Here is a 19,934-nt window from a genome sequence, read left to right on the forward strand (position 1 = left end):
TGCTCCTGTCGTCCAGGCCGCGGGTGGGTGCGCCCGCGACCGTGCCGACCCGTCCGAACGACCGGCGAGCAGTCGCCGACGGGTGTTGTGCACGTTAAGCGTAACCCAGGCCCCTATGCAACCAGTTGCATAGGTGTCGCGAAGAAAGGGCGCCGGAACTCCGACGCCCTTTCGACGCTGTCAGATGCTGGACGCGCCAGCGATCAACACGATGTTGAGCAGGATCATCAATGCCACGATGGCCCAGCTGATGTAGATGAAGATGGCACCGGGCGTCTTCTGCGGAACCGGGCCGATCGCACCGTTGAGGAAGATGATCGCGGGCGGCTTGTAGTAGAACATCGCGCCCTGACCTTCCTGAATCGATGCGGTCGCATTGGCCTGGCCCATATCGAACAGCCAGGGCGTGACCACTCGGACGTGGTACTGGCCGGGACCGACCGGAATATGGTTCTGACCCCACCGCGTATTCGGCACCCGTTGACCGTTGACCAGGATCTTCGGCTTGGTAATCGCCAACAGGAACGCGAACCATTCATAGGAAGCGTTGACCGTGATGCCCGGCGGGGCCGGAGCCTGCTGCGGAACCGGCTGCTGCCCATAGGGCGCCTGGCCGTACGGCTGCTGCCCATAGGGCTGAGCAGGCTGACCATACGGCTGCGGCGGCGCGGGTTGGCCGTACTGCGGCTGCGGAATATGCGGCTGACTGCCGTACGGCGGTTGCGGCACTTGTGGTTGGCTGATCGGTGGCTGCCCCGCGGGCGGCGCGTATTGCGGTGGCGCACCGTAGGGATTCGGCGCGCCCTGCGGCGCCGGCTGACCATATGTGGGCTGTCCGGGCCATTGCCCGGGCTGGCCCTGTGGCGGATACCCGCCGGGGTAACTCATCGGAACACCCTCCCGTTTGGCGATTTGTGCGTGCCGACCCTACCGTGCTGGTGCGACGTTCGCTTTCCCTCACGTGGTTACGCGAACTGCCGCTCCCCGCGCCGAATCAGCGCCGTGAACCTCGCTCCTGGTAGAACTGCCGCTGCTGCTTGCGGATATCGCGCCACACCTTCGCGCGTTCGGCCTGCAGTCGCTTATCCGATCGCGCTGCCATCCAGGCGTTTTCCCGTTCGAGTTTGCGGTAGCTGGCCAAGCGCCGCTGGGTGAGCGCGCCGCCGTCGATGGCTTTCTGAACGGCACACCCGGGTTCGCCGTTGTGCGCGCAGTCGTCGAATCGGCAGTGTGTCGAGAGGGATTCGATATCGCTGAAGGTTTTCCCGATGCCTTCGGCGGCATCCCAGAGTCCGATGCCGCGCAGTCCGGGTGTATCGATCAGCGTGCCACCGCCAGGCAGCGGCCGCAGTTCCCGATGCACGGTGGTGTGCCTGCCCTTCTTGTCCACCGAGCGAACGACGTTGGTGGCGAAGACTTCCTGGCCGAGCAGAGCATTGGCGAGCGTCGATTTCCCGACGCCGGACGGACCGATCAGCGCGACAGTGCCGTCGAGCATCGCGGTGAGCACATCGAGTCCCGATCCGGTATCCGCACTCACCGCGAGGGCGACCGCGCCGGGCGCGACGGCCTGTACCTCGTCGAGCGGAATATCCAGCGCCGCATCCGCTTTGGTCAGCACCACGATCGGCTGTGCGTTGCTCTCCCAGGCCAGTGCGAGCATGCGCTCGATCCGCCCGAGGTCGATATCGCCGTCGGCCGCGCTGCAGATCAGCACGGTATCGACATTTGCGGCGAGTACCTGGCCCTGTGCGCGGCGGTCGGCGGCCGAGCGCGTGATCGCGCCGCGGCGCGGCAGCAGCTGGAGCACATTGTGTTCGGTATCGATGCCCACCCAGTCGCCGGTGCACAACCCGCTGATTTCGGAATCGGCACCCCGCCTGAGCGGGTCGGGCGGGGAGGAGGCAGCTCGGGTAGCCACGGACGGCTCCCGCTCAGGCCATATCAGACGTGGGCAACGGGCGCGTGCGGGTCCGGTCGGCGTCGCGACATCGCATTCGCTGCGATCCATGCGGATCACCCGCGCGGGGACGCACCCATCGTCGATGAGCGAGTTGTATTCATTGGCAACGGCTTCGGTCCAGCCGTAAGGGACGAGGAGGTCGTAATCGACCATGATGGATGGAATCCTTCGTCGGGCGCCGAGCCCGAACCGGACTCAGCGAGAGGTATCTGAGGCGGAAATTCGTGCGACAGCGTGCGTTTGCACAGCTGCTACGGGCACGACAATCCGAACGGTCCGTGTCACGATCTCCACCTCCTCACTCTCATCTCGACGTTGCTCGACCACTCTGGCATGGCGCGTAGACCCGCGCAATCTATTTTTCGTCGGTGGTCTTCTGGTCCGGGGTCGGCTTGCCGAACTGCTCGTTGCGGCCCAGGCTGCGCAGGTGGAACCATTCGCGCAGACCGGCCGGATCGCGGCGCGTGACCAGGAAGAACCACGAGAAGCGAATCCATTCCTGGGGCAGCAGTTTGCGCATACCCGGCTGGGACATGAGATAGCCGCGGTTGCGGTAGGTGAAGTAGCGCTTGACCGGGTCGTCCGGGTACTGGGTGTGCATGCGGCCGCCGAGGATCGGCTTGAATTCGGCGGCGCCGTTGGGGTGCAGGTAGGCCGTCTGTAGACACGTGCCGAACGGGAGTCCGGAGCGGACCAGCCTGCGATGCACCTCTACCTCGTCGCCGCGCACGAATAGCCGTAGGTCGGGAACGCCGATCAGGTCGACCGCCTTCGCGGAGATCAACGCGCCGTTGAACAGCGAGGCGATGCCGGGCAGGAAGTCTTCGTCGCCCAGCTCGGAACGTAGCCGCCGCCAGACCACGCCGCGACGCAGTGGGAAGGCGAGGCGATCCGGTTCATCGATATCGCAGACCACCGGCGACACCTCGACCAGATCGTGTCGGCCCGCGCAATCGAGCAGGGTGGCAAGGACTTCCGAGCCGTCGGGGCGACCGTCGTCGTCGGCCAGCCACACCCAGTCCGCGCCGAGGGTCAGCGCATGCAGCATGCCGAGCGCGAAACCGCCCGCGCCGCCGAGATTGTGCGCCGAACCGAGGTAGGTGGCCTCGACCGGTTGCTGGGCGACCAGCTCGGCGACCTCGGTTTCATTGGCGTTATCGACCACGATCAGGTGGTCCACCGGGCGGGTCTGGGAGACAAGGACTTTCAGCGATTCGGCGAGCAGTTCGCGGCGCTTGTGGGTAACGACCACGGCGACGATCTTGGCGTTGGGGCCGGTACCGGCGGGGGTGCGTGCGGCTTCGATTTGTTCGGGGGAAATGTCGTCGGCCAGGTCGTCTGAGGTAGGCGCTGCCTGGTCGTTCGCGGGCTCAGGCGTGGCTTGCGGTGCTGCGTCGATCGGGGCGTTCTGCCCCGTCGGCTCATTCATGCTGTATCCATTCGGCGTGGTCGGTGGGCTCTGCGTGGTTACGCGGGCTGCCTCCTCCGGGCCCTGCCCGCTCATGACGCCCCCTCGCTAACGCTCGGCGGCGCCACGAGCGGGCGTCCGGCTGCGTTGATTGCCCGCTCGCTGCGCTCGCTCACGCCTGATTCCGCTCCAATTCTCGCTCTGTTCCCATTTTCCGTTCCGCTTCCATTTCGCGCAGCACGGTGGCGACGTGATTGCCCGCGTCCGGACCCTCATAGGCACGTACCACTTCTTCGATACCGCCGCGCAACCGGATCTGCCCGTGGTCGACCCACATGGCGGTATCGCAGAGCTGGGCGAGAAATTCATTGGAATGGCTGGCGAACACCAGGATGCCCGAGCGGGCCACCAGTGATTGCAATCGGATCCGAGCCTTCTTCATGAATTCGGCATCCACCGCGCCGATACCCTCGTCGAGCAGCAGGATCTCCGGATCGATGGAGGTCACCACACCCATCGCCAGGCGCACCCGCATACCCGTGGAATAGGTGCGCAGCGGCATCGACAGATATTCGCCGAGTTCGGTGAATTCGGCGATCTCATCGATCTTCGACATCATCTGCTTGCGCGTCTGGCCGAGGAAAAGCCCGCGGATGATGATGTTCTCGAAGCCGGAGATCTCCGGATCCATACCCACGCCGAGGTCGAATACCGGCGCCACCCGGCCGCGGATACGGGCACTGCCGCGCGAGGGCTCATAGATCCCCGAAAGCAGCCGCAGCAGTGTCGATTTGCCCGCGCCGTTATGTCCGACCAGGCCGACCCGGTCGCCCTCTTTCAGCGAAAGAGTGATATCGCGCAGCGCCTCGACCACCACAACATCGGACTGATTGCGACCGATCGCACCACCGGCCTTGCCGAGGAATGCCTTTTTCAGCGACCGCGATTTGGCGTCGAAGATCGGGAACTCGACCCACGCCTGGCGGGTTTCGATACTCACATGGTCGGTCATGTCGGGCCCGGTCTCCTATACCCAGTACGGCACGCGCGAACGGTACTGCTTCATGGCGAAGATCGCCACGATCCAGCCGACGACGGTGATGGCGCCGACAATCACCCAGTGATACAAATGCTGATCATCGCCGAGCAGCGGCGCGCGGACGATTTCCAGGTAATGGAAGGTCGGCACGATTTCGGCCAGCTTCGCTCGCTCGCTCACCTGGCCACCCTGCTCTTCCAGGCTTTTGGTATTCCACATGACGGGCGTGAGCACGAACAGCATCAGCGTGAGGCTGCCGAGGATCGGCGCGATATCACGGTAGCGGGTGCTGAAGATGCCGAAAACGATCGAGACCCACATCGAGTTGAGGAACAGCAGCCCGAGCGCGGGGATCGCGAAAATGGCGGTCCAGTGCAGTTTTTCCCAGACACCGAATGCGGCCAGTACCACCAGATAAATCAGCATGTTGTGCGCGAAGAACAGTAACTGCCGCCAGACCAGGCGATATACGTGCACACTCAGCGCCGACGGCAGCTGTTTGATCAGCCCCTCATTGGCGATGAAGACATCCGAGCCCTCGAGGATGCTGGCCTGGATTACATTCCAGACGATGATGCCGATGGCCACATACGGCAGATACGACTTGATCGACTGGCCAAGCAGCGCGGAGTACAGAATGCCGATGGCGGCGGCCTGCACACCGGTCGCGATGGTGATCCAGAACGGGCCGAGCACCGAGCGCCGATAGCGCTGCTTGATGTCCTGCCAGCCGAGCGACAGCCAGAGTTCGCGCTGCGAGAAGCCGCTGCGGAAGTCCTTGAACGCGCGAGCGAAAGTCTGCGAGTCCGAGACGATCGGAGTCGCGACGGCCTCATCCGGCGTCGGCGTTTGCGCGTCGGCGCTCACCGGATGCTCCGGCGCGGTGTTCTCTTCGGGAGGTACGGAGGTCTCATCGGAACTCTCGTCGGTACGCGCTTGGCTGGTATCTGAACGCACTGAACCCTCTTCAGGACGATCCGAGCTCTCATCGGGACGCGCCGTATTCACATCGGAGACCGAGTCGGGGCGGGCGGCAGCGGACGGCACGGTGCTCGACACTACCCTCGCAATTTCCCGCGGCGTGAACGGCAGGGCCTGGAGGCGCAAGCGAAGCGTAACCACGTACGCCCCCGCCATCGCCGCGAATCAGACACCGCCGACCCGGCTGGCACTCGTCTCGGATCTACTCAGAGATATTGTCCGGAGCCGCCGATCGACGGGTTGGATTGGCCACCGCGCGCGTCGGTCGCGTGGATGCCGGGCGGCAGCGCACCCTGACGCATCTGTTCCAGCTGCGCCCGAGCCGCCATCTGCTGGGCGAACAGCGCCGTCTGGATGCCGTGGAAAAGGCCTTCCAACCAGCCGACGAGCTGGGCCTGAGCGATGCGGAGTTCGGCATCGGTCGGCACCGCGTCATCGGTGAACGGCAGCGTGAGTCGCTCGAGCTCCTCACGCAATTCCGGTGCCAGCCCCTGCTCGAGTTCGCGCACCGAGGATTTGTGGATCTCGCGCAGCCGGGTCCGGCTGGCATCGTCGAGCGGAGCCGCGCGGACCTCCTCCAGCAATTGTTTGATCATGGTCCCGATACGCATGACCTTCGCCGGCTGCTCGACCATATCGGCGAGCGATTCCTCGGCGTCGTCCTTACTGTCCGCATTGTCGGATTTCTCATCACCGTTGGTAACGACCTGCGCGGTGAAAGGCGTGTCCGAACCGGACTCCACCGGAATGGCCAGCGGCCTGCCGTCGGGTCCGATCACGACAATGGATTCGGGTGCTCCATCCGATTGCGTCATGGTCCCCATCATGTCGTGTCCGCCGCGAACGCGCTAAGTCGGTCGCCTTCGAGCGGCTCACCGGGTCGGTGCCGCAGCGCGGAGGCGGCGTCTATTCTGTTCGGGTCGTGTGGTTCGGATTTGTTGAAAGTCGGTTGCCATGCTGAGTCCCAGTTCACTGCACCCCCGCCCGCCGGTGAGGGGGAACGCGGTTACCCAGGCTCGCCCGCTGCCCTTAGAGTGGCCAACATGACTTACGACGTCGCGAGGGTTCGGGGCCTGATACCGTCCCTGGGCGACGGATGGATCCATCTCGACCCGCAGGGCGGAATGCTGGTCCCGGATTCGGTATCTCGTGCCGTATCAACAGGTTTCCGAACCTCTTCGTTTTCCCATATCGGCCGCAATGGTGCCGCCGTTCGCAGTGCCGCGATTCTGGAGGCGGCGCGCGAGGCCGTCGCGGATCTCGTCGGCGGTGATCCGGCGGGCGTCGTGCTCGGACCGGACCGCGCGGTGTTGTTGGCCTGGTTGGCGGAGTCGCTGAGTTCGCGGCTCGGCCTCGGCACCGGGATAGTGCTGTCGCGATTGGACGATGAAGCGAACGTCGCGCCGTGGTTGCGGATCGCGAACCGCTACGGGGCGCATGTGCGCTGGGCCGAAGTCGAGATCGAGACCTGCGAAATGCCGTCGTGGCAATTCGAGGAATTGATCGGCCCCACTGCCCGGCTGGTCGCGCTGACCGCCGCATCGCCGATCGTCGGTTCGGCCCCCGGAGTGCGCATCGCGGCGGATCGGGTACACGAAGTGGGTGGTCTGCTCGTCGCCGATTGCTTCGGCGCCGCGCCCTATGCCCTCATCGATATCGACGAACTCAATGCCGATGTGGTCGCGTTGAGTGCCCCCGCCTGGGGTGGTCCGCAGATCGGCGCGCTCGTCTTCCGCGATCCGGCCTTCCTGGACCGTATTCCGTCGATGTCGTTGAATCCCTATGCCAAAGGGGCCGAACGCCTCGAGGTCGGCGGCCACCAATACGCACTGCTCGCCGGATTGACGACCTCCATCGACTTCCTCGCCGGCCTCGACGAGCGCGCCAGGGGCACCCGCCGCGAGCGCCTGGAAATCTCCATCACCTCGCTGCAGGACTACCACGACCAACTCTTCGAGCACCTCATGGACGTGCTCGACAAAATCTCCAACCTCACCGTTATAGGCCGCGCCTCCACCCGTATCCCCACCGTCAGCTTCACCATGGCAGGCATGCAGGCCGAGAAGGTCGCCGCCAAACTCGCCGATGCCCGCATCGGCACCCTCAGCGGCGTCCACGGCGGCAGTCGGCTATTGGACGCCCTCGGTGTCAACGACGAAGGCGGTGCCGTCACCGTCGGGTTGGCCCCGTACACAACGAAATTCGAGATCGATCAGTTGGGTCGGGCGCTGGCCGCCTTGGAGTGAGCGCGGACAGTACCGCCGGTCAGTATCGCTTCGGCTGCCCCCACTGATTGCTCGGTCGCTCCGGCATCGTGTCATCGGCCTCCCGTGGCGTGACCGCGTCGGCCGGTGCGATGAAGTCCAGATAGATCCACCGCCCATTGGTCTCGACCGGCACTTCGATGCTGGCCACCCAACGCCCGTCCACGAGCCGATGCCACGCCCGCTGTCTGGCCGCCATCCGCCCGGACAAGACCAGACCGTACTTCTTCACCCGCGCCGATACCTCATGGCTCGGCGATCCATCCGGCGGGAGCACACGATCGATGTCGACGTAGATCGGCAGGAGCGGTGAGTACGGCCGCCAGACGTCTCGATGTCGATTATCGAACATACATTCGAGTATGACATCGATGATGCGTCACGCAATAACTCGTTTGGACGGGTGGCCGACAGGTTCTATCTGTCACATGCAGGTGCTGGTTGTAACAGACTGCTGGCGCGTCGAGGGGTCATTGGTCACCGGCGAGACGGTCGAGCCACTCTCGGAGGAGGTGTTGCTCGGCGGTGGTGAGCGTTGTTTCCTCGGGAAGGTTGGCGCGGAGGGCGCGGGCCGCGCCGGCCGCGCCGGTGTCTTGGATGGCTGGGCGTTCGTTGGTGACCGCGGTGACCATGGCCTCTCGGAGTGCGGTGAGCAGGGCCGGGTCACGGTTGGTTTCCGGGAAGGACAGCCAGGTCAGGACCGCACCCCGGCCGGTGGCGTGAATGATCCCGGCCGCAAGTTGTTCATCGACACGCAGCCAGCCGCCCGCGGCGAGGCGACGGACCCGTCCGCGCAGGATTTGCAGTCCGGCCCGGAATGCGGCCGACTCGGTACCGGCGGGTTCGCTGTACATGAGGGTGTAGAGCGCGGGGTTGGACAGACCGAACTCGACCGCGAGGTCCCACCCCGCCCGGAGGTCTTCGATGGGGTCCACAGGGTCCGGGTCGACGTGCTTGCCGGCGACGAATTTCGCGAAACCGTACTCCGCCACCGCTTCCAGCAGCCCGTCCTTGTCACCGAACAGCCGGTAGATCGCCGGTGGTTGCAACCCTGCCATGTCGGCGACCGCGCGAGTTGTCACCGCATCGCGACCCGCGCGCTCCAGCAGGTCGGCGGCGGCTTCGATGACGCGTTGCCGGTGCTGTTCACGAGTCGACGCCGTGCCGTCGGGTTCGACGGTGGTGTCGTTCCTGGGTGGCGTGGGCGATGTCATGAATCAACGATATCGCTTGACTGTTTCCGGCGGAAGTTTCACTGTTAACGTATTAGTGTTTCCGTTGGAATCAAGGAGTAACGGCATGATCATCGTGACCGGAGCCACCGGGCAGCTGGGCCGTCGGATTGTCGAGAGTCTGCTGACGCGAGTGCCCGCCGACCAGGTGGGTGTGAGCGTCCGCGACCCGCGAAAGGCGCAGGACTTGGCCGACCGCGGAGTACGGGTGCGACAGGGCAGCTTCACCGACCCGGACGGCCTGTCCCACGCTTTCGAGGGCGCCGGTCAGGTGCTCATCGTCTCGGTCGACAAGCTCGGTGCGGAGGCCGTCCGACAGCACCGGGCTGCCATCGAAGCAGCCGCCGCCGCAGGCGCACGCCGCATCCTCTACACCAGCCATATGGGTGCCAGCCCGGACTCGCAGTTCGAGCCCTGTCGCGACCACGCCATCGACGAGGAAGTGCTGCAGGCCTGCGGTGTTCCGTTCACCTCGCTCCGCAACGGGTTCTACGCTGCCAGTGCAATGCGGTTCTTCGGGCGGGCCGCCGAGACCGGACAGCTCGTGTTGCCCGCGGATGGGGCGGTGAGCTGGACCGCACACGTCGACCTCGCCGACGCGGCCGCGGCGATCCTTACCGAGGAAGGCCGATTCGACGGTCCCACACCGGCATTGACCGCGGCGCAGGCCATCGATTTCGACGAAATCGCCGCCATCGCGGCCACGCGCACGGGCCGAACCATCAAGCGCATCACCGTATCCGACGAGGAATTCCGGCACCAGATGCTGGGCTATGGCGTCCCGGCCGCGCAGGTGGACATGATGGTGGATATCTTCGCCGCTAGCCGGGCCGGTGAATTCGCCACGGTCGACCCGACATTGGCGCAGTTGATCGGCCGCGAGCCGACCGGTTTCGACGCGGTTCTGCGCGAGGCGCTGTTGGCGAGCTGAGCGCTCGGCGCTCAGGCGGATACATCGAGAGTGTTGCGGTGATTGCCTGAGCCCGCAGGCATGGAAAGACGGCCGGAAATCGGTGACAGAAGCGATCTGCGTAGCGAGTGCCCGGCGGGGGCGATCTTCCGCCCTGAGATGGCGTCAGTTCCCAGTAGCGGGAGGATGGTCGGAGTGGGGTGAGTATGGGCGCGCAGTTGGTGAGTTCCCTTGGAAGACAGGTATTTTCATGCTGGACTCAACCGCGATCGCTGCCTGGTAGCAGGAGTCGGGTCGGGCTCTCGGGCGCTATAGTCCCCCCGCACATCAGTACGGAGAGGACAACCGATGGCGACAGCTCTTTCGCTTCCCGTGACATATCTGGTCGGAAGCGCCAACGCACCGACGCGGCAGATCGCGATGGAGAAATTCGGCACGATGTGGGAGTACCTGCCGTCGTTTCCGGAGGGGGACACGGCTTTTCCCGGTTGGATCATGCCGCGGCTGCGCAGTACCTTCGCGCTTCCTGGAATGCGCAAGGTGAAGGACGGGAATATCGAATTGGCCTATCCGGGGATGCCTGGTTACGAGTACACGGGCGAGCGTGAGCTCGAGATCCCGCCGGTGCTGCTGGGTTATTTCGATCAAGCCGAGGCGGCCAAGCCGATTCTGGAGCGCATGATCCAGGAGCGCGGCAGCAGCAAGAGCTATCAGGCATGCATTGTCGATCCGTACGATCACGCGTACTTCGCCCTGGGTCCGGCCGGACTCGAGCAGCATTACGAGTCGTTTCGGAAACCGGCGCTGGAAGAGATCTTCGCCATCCATCGGTTGTTCGACGGTGACGTGGTGTTCCAACTCGAGAGTCCAGGGCGCATGTTGACGATCGAGGTGATCGAGTCGGCGCAAGAGCGGGCCGCGAAAGCTGTTGAGCTGGCTTCGGATCTGGCCACATTCGTGCGCCGGATGCCGGAGGGTGCCCGTGTCACGATCCATCTGTGTCGCGGCGACTGGGAACACAGCACGTGGCTGAAGCAGATCAACGGATTCGAGCCGGTGGTGCTCTTGGTCAATGCCATTGTGGCGGCCTGGCCCGAGGGCAGAACACTGCAGGGCATTCATATTCCGCTGGCGGCGGCCGACGTACTTCCGTTCGCCGACGTGGACAATCCCGATATCTATCAGCCGTTGGAGCAACTGACCACCGAAGCGACCATCTACGCCGGTATCGTGCACGAGCAGGCGAGTGCGGACCATATCCGCTCGGCCTTGACGCAAGCGCGGAAGTATTACCCGCGTCCGTTCGGCGGGCTGAGCACATCGTGCGGTATGGCTCGGATGACCGAGGCCGACATGGACCACGCACTGCGATTGCTGACCGAATTGATGGTCACGACGACCGGTTGATCGGTTCGGGTGCCGCATCGTCGACCAGGTCTTATCTCGAAGTGGCGCGGCATCTATCGAGCCGAGTCGAATGGTGGTACTGGACATGTCCGGAACCGGCTTTCGACTCGGTTCGACGCCGGATGGCGGCCTAGCTCGATAACGCCCGTCAGTGCGACTCTGCGCGACGCTGATCTACGGCTGTCACGAAGTCGGGGTGTGCTGACACGATCAGCTGGTCGGTCGTGTCGGTCAGCCAGACATCCGCGAAATAGCGGGACCTCGTCCAGGCGACCACGGCGACAGCCAACACGATAGGAAAGCACCCGGGCACACCCGCGACGGCCAGCGGCACATAGAGCTGCTCGACTTGGAGCAGGCGTGCGACCAGAATTGCCACGAACGTCAGCACGACTGCCAGCAACGCCAGCAACGCGATCCGCCGGAATCGCCCGACTTCATACAAGCAGTATTCGCAGGCCGGACATTCGAACCGGAGAATGGCCTCCGGCCCGCGTGATTCAGGGGGCCGCCATGGCGACCTCATGGACCGGAAGAAGACCCGCGCAGTGGGTATCTCCGATCCCGGCCCGTTGGAACGCACTCTGAACGAACGACTTTCAACCGACGGCCGGCCGTGCTCACTGCACACATCGGGCATGGATTCGACCAGAATCAATTCGAGCGGAGCAGACGTGAGAACCGGGGTCCAATCGGGATTCACCTCCGTCTCGAACAGCACTTTCTGCCGCTCGGTCACACCAGCCAACCATTCTGCTGACGGTCGCGAAAGTAGCGGTCGTCCTCATCCGGTTCGTCGGGGGCGACGATGCGGTCGCGGTTGGGCTTGCGTGTTCCCGGGTGCACGACACCGGCCGTCGGCTCGGTAGGCGTACCGGCCATTATCTACCGTCCGGGTAAGTGCGATCCAATTCCTCGGCGCGCGATTGGCATTGAACCTCATCAGTCATAGAACCCCTCCCTTCAGCGGCACTCCCACACCGCGCTTGGTATCGACAAACCTTCACACAGCCGCACATGGGACGCAACCCGTCGATCGCGCCTCGGAAGCCGGTGTCAGAATTCCCCACCCGCCGTTGAGGTTTCGGGCATGAAGGACCCGCCAGGATTGCGGAGACGGAGGGATTTGAACCCCCGGTCGCTCTCGCGACGCTCGCTTTCAAGGCGAGTGCATTCGGCCGCTCTGCCACGTCTCCAGGCCAACGAGAGTACCCGTCGCCGTGCGCGGTCTGCCGAGGGGTCAGTCGGAATTGCCTACCTCGTGGTCGATGCGGGCGAAGACCTCGCCGACGATCTCGAGTTGTTCGGGGCCCAGTAGGTCGATGAAATTGCGGCGCACCGCCTCGACGTGACCGGGTGCGGCAGCCTCCAGCCGACGCATACCTTCCTCGGTGAGTTCGGCGAGGACGCCGCGGCCGTCCTCGAGACAGGTGTTGCGGCGGACCATCCGCTGGGTCTCCAAGCGGCGGATCTGATGGGTCAGCCGACTGCGCGATGACAGCACGCCGTCGGCGAGTTCGCTCATGCGCAACGAACGGTCGGGGGCCTCCGAGAGCAGGACGAGGATCCGGTATTCGGCGAGGGTGAGATCGGAGTCGCGTTGCAGTTGACGGTTGAGTGCTGTCGCCAAGCGCTGGTTACCATCCATATAGGCCCGCCAGGCGCGCTGCTGCGACGGCGAGAGCCACCTCGGCTCGGCGGGCGCGTAGCTGCTCGGTTCTGGTTGCACATGGTCCATTCTAAGCGCGTCTGAACTGCGTAAACGCAACGCCCAGGGGTCTGGCGAAAGGCCTGGACATACGACTGATCAAACCCTGAATCAGCGGCTTGTCGCGATCAATGAACGGTCGAGCTCGGCTGGATTCGCGCAGCCGGACAGGCCCATGACGGAGTCGAAGTCCGCGAGCAGAACGCGTAGCGCGTGGCGCACGCCTGCTCGGCCCGCGATGCCGAGACCGTATGCCCATGGGCGACCGTAGAGCACTGCCTTGGCGCCGAGTGCCAGCGCCGTGAGCATGTCCGAGCCGGTGCGGATGCCGGAATCGAACAGGACGTCCGCGCGGTCGCCGATGGTGGCGACCACGGCGGGGAGGGCATCGAGTGCGGCGATGGCACCATCTACTTGGCGGCCGCCGTGGTTGCTGACGACCACCGCGTCGGCGCCGATGTCGACGACTTGGCGGGCGTCGTCCGGATGCAGGACGCCCTTGACCGCGATCGGCAGATCCGTCCATTCCCGCAGGTGCGCGAGGTCGGCGGGGCGCAGGGCGTGGTTGCCGAACAGGCCGCTCCAGGTGAGGATCGCGGCTCGCATCGCGTCCTCGCTCTGTTCCGGGGGTATGGAAAGCTTCGCCCGGAATACCGGATCCGATAGATAGTTGGCAATGCCCTTGCCGTGCAGGAACGGCAGGTGCGCGAGCTCCAGATCACGGGGTCGCCAACCGAGGCCCGGGGTATCGACGGTGACCACGATCGCCGACGCACCCGCCCGCTCCGCGCGCTCGACGAAGGATCTGGCCAGCTCGTTATCGGCGGGCCAGTACAGCTGATACCACCAGCTACCGGCCGCCGCGCCGACGGCCTCGATGGTCGACGAGGCGGCCGTCGAGAGCACGGTACCGACGCCGAGTTCCTTCGTAACCTCCGCGACGATCACCTCGCCACCCTCGTGCAGCAACTCCAGCACCCCGACAGGCGCGGTCAGCACCGGCGCGGTCAGTCGCGTCCCGAGCACCTCCACCGACAGATCGCGGGCCCCAGGTCCCGAGGTGCCGCGCAGCATCCGCGGCACAATCCGGTACCGGTCGAATGCGGACCGATTGGCCGCCGCCGTTCGCTCTCCCGACGCACTCCCCGCCACATACGCGAAGGCTTCCTCGCTCAGCACCTCACGTGCCCGCTCTTCCAAACCCGCAGCGGTCAATGGCAATTCGGGTACTACGCCACCCAGTCCGCCCAGGTAGATCTCGTTCTGGAAGTCGACAAAGCTGCTCACGCTCGGAACGGTAGTAGCTCGCCCTCATCCCCGCAGGCTGCTCGCCATAGTTCCCGCCTGACGATGCCGGACCAGTGTGCGGGACGCCGCACTTCATGTGTGAATCGCACATCAAGTACCGAACCTGTCGCCGAATGCGCCTTACGTCCGATCGTGACAGCTGGGACCGAATCGGCTACTGGCGAGAATGATCACGTGGGAGCAGTTGAGTCGATAGCCAGGCCGAGGCCGATCATCGACAGTACGTGCAGCTACCGTCTCGATGCCGTCGCTCCCCTGGTCGCGTTCGCGGGCCTCGGATTCGCTCGCTACCTCGCCGTCGAGAAGTTCGAGTTGCTCAGTGGCGCAATCCAGGCAAGTGCCTGTGGCACGACCAAAATCCGCGCTGATTCGGCAACAGACGCTACGCGGAGTGTGTTCGCGAGAAGGGGTGAGCAGCGGCGCGGGCCGGGGGAGGGGCAGGATGGGATGATGCGCGCTATCAAGCTGAACGGGTTCGGGGAACCCGAGGTGATGGAGTGGGGCGACGCGGCGGATCCGGTGCCGGGGCATGGGGAGGTGCTGATCGAGGTTGCCGCGGCCGGGGTGAATCGCGCGGATCTGTTGCAGCGGCGTGGGTTCTATCCGCCGCCGCCCGGGGCCAGTGCGGTCATGGGGTTGGAGTGTTCGGGCGTCATCGCCGAAGTCGGTGATGGGGTGCGCGATTGGCACGTCGGTGATCGAGTGTGCGCGCTGCTGTCCGGTGGCGGGTATGCGGAGAAGGTTGTGGTTGCCGCGACGCAGGTGCTGCCGGTGCCCGATGGGCTCGACCTGGGTGCGGCGGCCGCGCTGCCCGAGGCGGCCGCGACGGTGTGGTCGAATCTCGCGATGACCGCCGGGCTGGACGCGGGGCAGCTGGTGTTGATCCACGGCGGCGGCAGCGGAATCGGTACGCACGCCATTCAAGTCGCGGTGAGCCGAGGTGCGCGGGTGGCCGTGACCGCGGGCTCGCCGGAGAAGCTGAAGCGGTGCCGCGAGTTGGGCGCGAGCATGCTGATCAACTACCGCGAGGACGATTTCGTCGCCGCGGTTCGCGCCGAGGGCCCAGGCGCCGACATCATCCTCGACATCATGGGCGCCGCCTACCTGTCCCGAAACGTCGATGCGCTGGCACCGCACGGCCGCCTCGTAGTGATCGGCATGCAGGGCGGCGTCACCGCCGAACTGAATCTCGGTGCGCTGCTATCCAAATGGGGCACCATCCACGCCAACAACGTCCGCAACCGCCCCGCCACCGGCCCCAACAGCAAAGCCGCCATCATCACCGAACTCCGCCACCACGTCTGGCCCCTGATCGCCGACGGCACCATCGCCCCGGTCATTCACGCCGAACTCCCGATCACCGAAGCCGCCGAGGCCCACCGCCTGCTGGACTCCTCCGAAACCTTCGGCAAGGTAGTCCTGAACGTCCGCGACGCCTGACCCTGGTGACCCGAAGATGTTTCGTAGTGGAACGTGGCCGACCGCGCACCGGGCTGGGTCTGCCTGACTTAACCCAGATGACGCGGTCGAATCCGCGGCTTACATCTATTGGCTAGCCGCGTATATCGACTGGTACTCGAGAGGCTGGCGATGACGTGCCGGAATCTTCTGGGCCGCCGACGGCCGCCCGGGCGTTGGGGAGCAGCGGTGAACTGTCGATCAGTGTGACGCGGGCGGGATGCTCTGCTCGTACTGGAAGACGTTGTGGGGGTCGTACTTCGCCTTGATCCTGCGCAGCCGCTCGAAGCCCTGGCTCCCCCAGTAGGCGGTCTCCCACTCTTGCATTCCGACGTTCGGCACGTTGACGTAGGCGCCGTCCGCGTAGGGCCGCAGCGCCTGGCTGAACTCGGCGGTCCATGCCTGGGCCTGCGAGGTCAGCGGGTCGCCGACGCCTGGTTGTGTTGACCGAGTCCCCCAGGCCGCGCCGATCTCGCCGTAGAAAAGCGCGTCGCGATGCGCGAACGCCGTGCCGCCGGGCGGCTCCTTCTTGATCGCCCCACCGAAGGCATCGACGAAGTAGTTGCTCTCCTCTGTGGGAGCGCTTCGCATGAAGTCGCCGATGATGTCGATCGCCTTCTTCGGGAACCGCTCTTTGACGAACTCCGAGAAGAACTTCCAGTTCGCGGGCTCTTGCGCGAGCGGGACCTGGGCTCCGGCAAAGAAGTCGCCCCAGTTACCGACCTGCACCGTGACATCGGGCCTGCCGACCGACAGGATCGGGGCCAGCATCTCTGTGGCCTGTGCCGATGCTCCGTCCACAAGCCACGCGGACAGCAGGATCTGGGACTTGTGGATCTCGAGCTCCGATCCCAGACGGCTGTCGGCGGACGGTACCGTACGCTGCCACGCTTCGAAGATCCCGTACAGGTCACCTAGTCCATCCCATGTCGCCTGCACATAGGCGAGATGCTCGAGCGAATGCACCTTATAGGTGAGTTGTGTGACGATCCCGAAGTTGCCGTTTCCTGCCCCGCGAAGCGCCCAGAGCAGGTCCGAGTGGTGCTGCAAGTCCGCGTGGATCACCTCGGCGCAGTCGTGACCCGACGGGACGACGACCTCGGCCGCCATCAGGCTGTCGCAGGCCATGCCCAGCCAGCGGTTGAGGGGCCCGAGGCCACCGCCGAGCGTCGCACCACACAGGCTCACGCTGCCCTCGCTCCCGGTTGTGACCGCAAAGTTCTGCTTCGCGAGCGTCGTCACCGCTTCCAGTTGGTTCAGCCCGGCACCGACCGTCGCGATACGAGCGCCATGGTCGATCTGGACCGACTTCAGCTGGCTGACGTCGACAACGATGCCGTTGTCGAGGTTCGACCAGCCTTCCAGGGCATGGCGGCCGCTCCGCACCCGAAGCGCGATGTCGTTCTGCCGCGCCCACGTCAGGGCGTTCACCACATCCCGGGTTTCCTGTGCGAAGACGATGACCAGCGGATAGTGAGAAAAGAGCTGGTCCCAGCCGAGTCGCGCATCCGTGTACGACGCGTCACCCGGGCGAACGATGTGGCCGGTCAGCGTCGCGGGCGGGCTTCCCGGGCTCTTACTCGGGTGGCCCGCGGCCACACTTCCCGGGGCGCTCGCGCCGGCAATATCCGGCGTGTCCGCGGCCGCAAGGCCCGCGACAACGACCGCTCCGACGCCAGCGGCCGCCGACGTCCTGAGCAGGTCACGGCGAGAAAGATCGCTCAAGGTTCAGATCCTCTCAATCGGTCTACGCCAGTACCGGGCTGCCAAGGGCCTTTTCTCGCTGGCCACCGGCAGTCCCTTGTGGTCGACTCCCGCACGGTAACGGGATGACGTGGTGGTGTGTCCCGACACGCCAATCGAGAACCATCACGACAGGCTGAAATGGACTGAGGACGCGCTACTCAGCGGGGTCGACGGCTTCCACGATCGCCGCGTGCATACCGTCAGCGAGTTGGCGCGTGAGGCTTAGGGAGCCCACATCGAGTGGACTCCCCTCGGACTCGGCCCGGCTCGAACGGGCTGCCACCCCCTCCAAGCGGGCGCATTCATCCGGAGCCAGTGCGCCTTGGGCGAGGACGTTCGAGAACGTTAGCCGCCGATCCCCGCGACGGACGAACGCTTTAACAAGTGCCCGTGGCAGTACTAACCTGGCTAGGTCCGACGTCAAGCTTCCAGTCAAGCCAAAACATCAACCATCAAATGAAGCCCGACACTCGCGAGCAGTGCATCGCATCATGCGTGAGGTGGGGACGGAGGCTCTCTGGGAACGGGCGTGGTAGAGCGTGGCGACCTGGAACATGAACGTCCCAACGGTCGCGGCATCGGCGGGAGTGTTCGCCAATGCGGCTGTGTCAGGCCAGAATCGAGGGATGACTGAGCTGGCGCTGACCACGGGTCGTCGTGAGGAACTGGCTGCGTTGCTTGGGGATGAGGGGAGGCTTCGGGCTGAGTATCCGAAGGTGGCGGAGTACTTGGATACGGCGCCGATGTTGGCGGGGACGGGGGATGATCGGGCCGACGCCGCGTTCGATCTGCGGTTCGTGCACTACCTGACTTGTGGCCGGTCGGTGAGCGCGAATCCGTACTGGGAGATCGTTGCGCCATCGGTGTCCGAGCACGAAGGTCGTCGTGTGGTGAACGGTGGTCGTGAGAAGGGCAGTGTGCGTCTGGGGTTCGCGCAGACCATCTTGCAGGCCGCGTACGCGTACGCCATTCCTTCTCCCGAGACGATTGAGTGGCTGACTCAGTTTGCTGATGGCCGCAAGGTGGTCGAGCTGGGAGCCGGTCGCGGGTATTGGGCGGCGCAGATGGCCGAGGTGGGAGTGGGCGTCGACGCGTATGACTCCGAGCCGCCGGACAAGACGGAGAATGTGTCGTTTTCCGGCGCAGCGGGGCAGTCGGACGTGTGGCACTCGGTCGGTGATCTCGATGAGTTCGCTGTGCGTCCGAGCGGCGGCCCGGATGATGTGTTGTTTCTCTGCTGGCCGCCTGGCTGGGGTAACACGATGGCGTCCGATGCGCTTGTCGCGTTCGAAGCTCGAGGTGGTGATCGACTGGTCTACATCGGAGAGCCGAAAGGCGGAAAGACCGGTGATGACGCGTTCTTTGATGGGCTCGCTGCGCGCTGGGAGCTGAAATCCGAGGATCCGCAGTTCGTTTCGTGGTGGAATCTGGCGGACCGCGCACAGGGTTGGGTTCGTCGCTGATTCCGCCGGCGGCTACATGAACCCAGGAGGTTCATGCGCCACGCTACTATTCACGGTGGGCGTGGACTCGGTAAAAATGAGGCGCGCGCTGGATTGACGGCACATTGGCATTGGGTGTTGCCGAGTGCCGAGTCGGCGGCGCAGGATTGTGCGATAGCTGACTGGGGCACGTATTCGTCCTGCGTCGCTGCGGGCATCTCGGCTGGCGCGCTTGGGGTCTCAGTGTGGCGAGACTGGTGGCATCGTCCACTCGCGGACTGGTCGGTGAGCGGACGGATGGTCGCGGTATCTCAAACGCCTTCGGTGTCTGGGGCGTTTCGACCGAACGATCCATACTACGTGTTCGGGATGGCGGCACCAAAGCAACGCTGAAGGTTCGAACGAGCCCTTTGGTAATCAGATCACAGGTGGTGCAACTTCGAGATCTCGCCAAAGGATTTCGAGTGGAAACGGATCGGTAAGCGAGACGGCCACCGGACCCATGTCCCGGTGGGTGGTGCCGATGTGGGTGTAGCGGCCCTTACGGCCGGACAGTGCGTACCGCTCGATGGTCAGCGCTCCGACCTTGTCGAAGCTGATGAGCCAGTAGTGCGGAACCCCTGCATCGGCGTAGTCGCTCATCTTGTGCACACGGTCCCGACGGATCGACCAGGTCGACAGCACTTCAGCGACAATCACACAGTGCTCGGCCGCCAGTTGCTCGTACTCGGGTAGACACTTGTGCAGCACGGCGTCTGGTTTGCGCGCAGTCGGCGGAACCTCCCAGAGCAACACATCCACTTCGGTGTTGGTTTCGTAGCAGGAACCATTGCCCGTCCGCATCTCGGTTACCGCCGCTCCTTCTAGAGCGAGGGACAATCGCGTACCGACCTTCTGGTGCTCCCGGCTCCGCTGCTCACGCGGCACGATGAACCCGTCGACGATCTCCAGGTCACGCCGGAATTCCTCATCGAGGTCGAGATATTGTTCCCAGGTGATTGGCCGAGGTTGTGATCCATGCCAGCTGATGGTCACACAGCCTCCAAGGCCGAATGGATGCATTCATAA

At 64.7% G+C, this 19,934-nt stretch carries 19 protein-coding genes and 1 tRNA gene; 5 read left to right on the forward strand and 15 right to left on the reverse strand.

Annotated elements, in window-relative coordinates; all coding sequences use genetic code 11:
• Positions 1–180: 180 nt before the first annotated feature.
• The 6 genes from ACQP2U_RS01385 to ACQP2U_RS01410 form a co-directional block, all read right to left on the reverse strand.
• Positions 181–888: a hypothetical protein gene (locus ACQP2U_RS01385; RefSeq protein ID WP_397036363.1), complete on the reverse strand. Its 708-nt coding sequence runs from the start codon at positions 886–888 to the stop codon at positions 181–183.
• A 106-nt stretch (positions 889–994) separates the two neighbouring features.
• Entirely contained in the window at positions 995–2,116 is a 1,122-nt protein-coding gene (gene rsgA / locus ACQP2U_RS01390; protein WP_433713002.1) for a ribosome small subunit-dependent GTPase A, read from the reverse strand.
• 202 nt (positions 2,117–2,318) lie between these two features.
• The gene (gene glfT1, locus ACQP2U_RS01395) at positions 2,319–3,392 is read right to left on the reverse strand and encodes a galactofuranosyltransferase GlfT1 (RefSeq protein ID WP_433713003.1); all 1,074 of its coding nucleotides are present in this window, start codon (positions 3,390–3,392) and stop codon (positions 2,319–2,321) included.
• Between the two features lie 151 nt (positions 3,393–3,543).
• Positions 3,544–4,383 carry a galactan export ABC transporter ATP-binding subunit Wzt/RfbE gene (wzt, locus tag ACQP2U_RS01400; protein WP_040685856.1) on the reverse strand — a complete coding sequence of 280 codons (840 nt, stop codon included), beginning with the start codon at positions 4,381–4,383 and terminating at the stop codon, positions 3,544–3,546.
• Positions 4,384–4,398: 15 nt separating this feature from the next.
• Positions 4,399–5,277 carry a galactan export ABC transporter permease subunit Wzm/RfbD gene (gene wzm, locus ACQP2U_RS01405; protein ID WP_433716803.1) on the reverse strand — a complete coding sequence of 293 codons (879 nt, stop codon included), beginning with the start codon at positions 5,275–5,277 and terminating at the stop codon, positions 4,399–4,401.
• A 320-nt stretch (positions 5,278–5,597) separates the two neighbouring features.
• Entirely contained in the window at positions 5,598–6,206 is a 609-nt protein-coding gene (locus ACQP2U_RS01410; protein ID WP_397036358.1) for a bacterial proteasome activator family protein, read from the reverse strand.
• A gap of 228 nt (positions 6,207–6,434) precedes the next feature.
• Here ACQP2U_RS01410 and ACQP2U_RS01415 point away from each other — a divergent pair, with 228 nt between their 5' ends.
• Positions 6,435–7,637: a cysteine desulfurase-like protein gene (locus tag ACQP2U_RS01415; RefSeq protein ID WP_397036356.1), complete on the forward strand. Its 1,203-nt coding sequence runs from the start codon at positions 6,435–6,437 to the stop codon at positions 7,635–7,637.
• A 19-nt stretch (positions 7,638–7,656) separates the two neighbouring features.
• On the opposite strand, the gene ACQP2U_RS01420 is transcribed toward ACQP2U_RS01415, so the two are convergent.
• Complete coding sequence (locus ACQP2U_RS01420; protein WP_433713004.1) at positions 7,657–8,007, reverse strand: hypothetical protein; 351 nt, start codon at positions 8,005–8,007, stop codon at positions 7,657–7,659.
• Between the two features lie 118 nt (positions 8,008–8,125).
• Positions 8,126–8,869, reverse strand: coding sequence for a TetR/AcrR family transcriptional regulator (locus ACQP2U_RS01425; protein WP_433713005.1), 744 nt, complete (start codon positions 8,867–8,869; stop codon positions 8,126–8,128).
• Between the two features lie 85 nt (positions 8,870–8,954).
• Between ACQP2U_RS01425 and ACQP2U_RS01430 the strand changes: the two genes are divergently transcribed.
• Together ACQP2U_RS01430 and ACQP2U_RS01435 are read left to right on the forward strand one after the other, a co-directional pair.
• On the forward strand, positions 8,955–9,818 hold the full coding sequence (locus ACQP2U_RS01430) for an NAD(P)H-binding protein (RefSeq protein WP_433713006.1): 864 nt from the start codon (positions 8,955–8,957) through the stop codon (positions 9,816–9,818).
• A 327-nt stretch (positions 9,819–10,145) separates the two neighbouring features.
• Positions 10,146–11,204, forward strand: a complete 1,059-nt coding sequence (locus ACQP2U_RS01435; RefSeq protein ID WP_433713007.1) for a hypothetical protein — start codon at positions 10,146–10,148, stop codon at positions 11,202–11,204.
• A 148-nt stretch (positions 11,205–11,352) separates the two neighbouring features.
• Here the strand turns inward: ACQP2U_RS01435 and ACQP2U_RS01440 are convergent, their stop codons facing one another.
• From ACQP2U_RS01440 to ACQP2U_RS01460, 5 genes are all read right to left on the reverse strand, one after another.
• Positions 11,353–11,649, reverse strand: a complete 297-nt coding sequence (locus tag ACQP2U_RS01440) for a hypothetical protein (RefSeq protein WP_433713008.1) — start codon at positions 11,647–11,649, stop codon at positions 11,353–11,355.
• A 290-nt stretch (positions 11,650–11,939) separates the two neighbouring features.
• Positions 11,940–12,086: a hypothetical protein gene (locus ACQP2U_RS01445; protein ID WP_433713009.1), complete on the reverse strand. Its 147-nt coding sequence runs from the start codon at positions 12,084–12,086 to the stop codon at positions 11,940–11,942.
• Positions 12,087–12,315: 229 nt separating this feature from the next.
• Positions 12,316–12,400 (reverse strand) — tRNA-Ser (locus tag ACQP2U_RS01450).
• A gap of 44 nt (positions 12,401–12,444) precedes the next feature.
• Positions 12,445–12,942, reverse strand: coding sequence for a MarR family winged helix-turn-helix transcriptional regulator (locus ACQP2U_RS01455; protein ID WP_397036344.1), 498 nt, complete (start codon positions 12,940–12,942; stop codon positions 12,445–12,447).
• Between the two features lie 81 nt (positions 12,943–13,023).
• Complete coding sequence (locus tag ACQP2U_RS01460; RefSeq protein ID WP_433713010.1) at positions 13,024–14,199, reverse strand: lactate 2-monooxygenase; 1,176 nt, start codon at positions 14,197–14,199, stop codon at positions 13,024–13,026.
• Between the two features lie 471 nt (positions 14,200–14,670).
• Here ACQP2U_RS01460 and ACQP2U_RS01465 point away from each other — a divergent pair, with 471 nt between their 5' ends.
• Complete coding sequence (locus tag ACQP2U_RS01465; RefSeq protein ID WP_433716804.1) at positions 14,671–15,660, forward strand: NAD(P)H-quinone oxidoreductase; 990 nt, start codon at positions 14,671–14,673, stop codon at positions 15,658–15,660.
• Between the two features lie 219 nt (positions 15,661–15,879).
• On the opposite strand, the gene ACQP2U_RS01470 is transcribed toward ACQP2U_RS01465, so the two are convergent.
• Positions 15,880–17,403: an FAD-binding oxidoreductase gene (locus ACQP2U_RS01470; RefSeq protein WP_433713011.1), complete on the reverse strand. Its 1,524-nt coding sequence runs from the start codon at positions 17,401–17,403 to the stop codon at positions 15,880–15,882.
• Positions 17,404–18,050: 647 nt separating this feature from the next.
• On the opposite strand from ACQP2U_RS01470, the gene ACQP2U_RS01475 reads away from it, so the two are divergent.
• Entirely contained in the window at positions 18,051–18,887 is an 837-nt protein-coding gene (locus tag ACQP2U_RS01475; protein WP_433713012.1) for a hypothetical protein, read from the forward strand.
• A gap of 396 nt (positions 18,888–19,283) precedes the next feature.
• Here the strand turns inward: ACQP2U_RS01475 and ACQP2U_RS01480 are convergent, their stop codons facing one another.
• Complete coding sequence (locus ACQP2U_RS01480) at positions 19,284–19,901, reverse strand: Uma2 family endonuclease (protein WP_433713014.1); 618 nt, start codon at positions 19,899–19,901, stop codon at positions 19,284–19,286.
• Between the last annotated feature and the right edge of the window lie 33 nt (positions 19,902–19,934).

The organism is Nocardia sp. CA-084685 (assembly GCF_050955785.1).
GTDB lineage: Bacteria > Actinomycetota > Actinomycetes > Mycobacteriales > Mycobacteriaceae > Nocardia.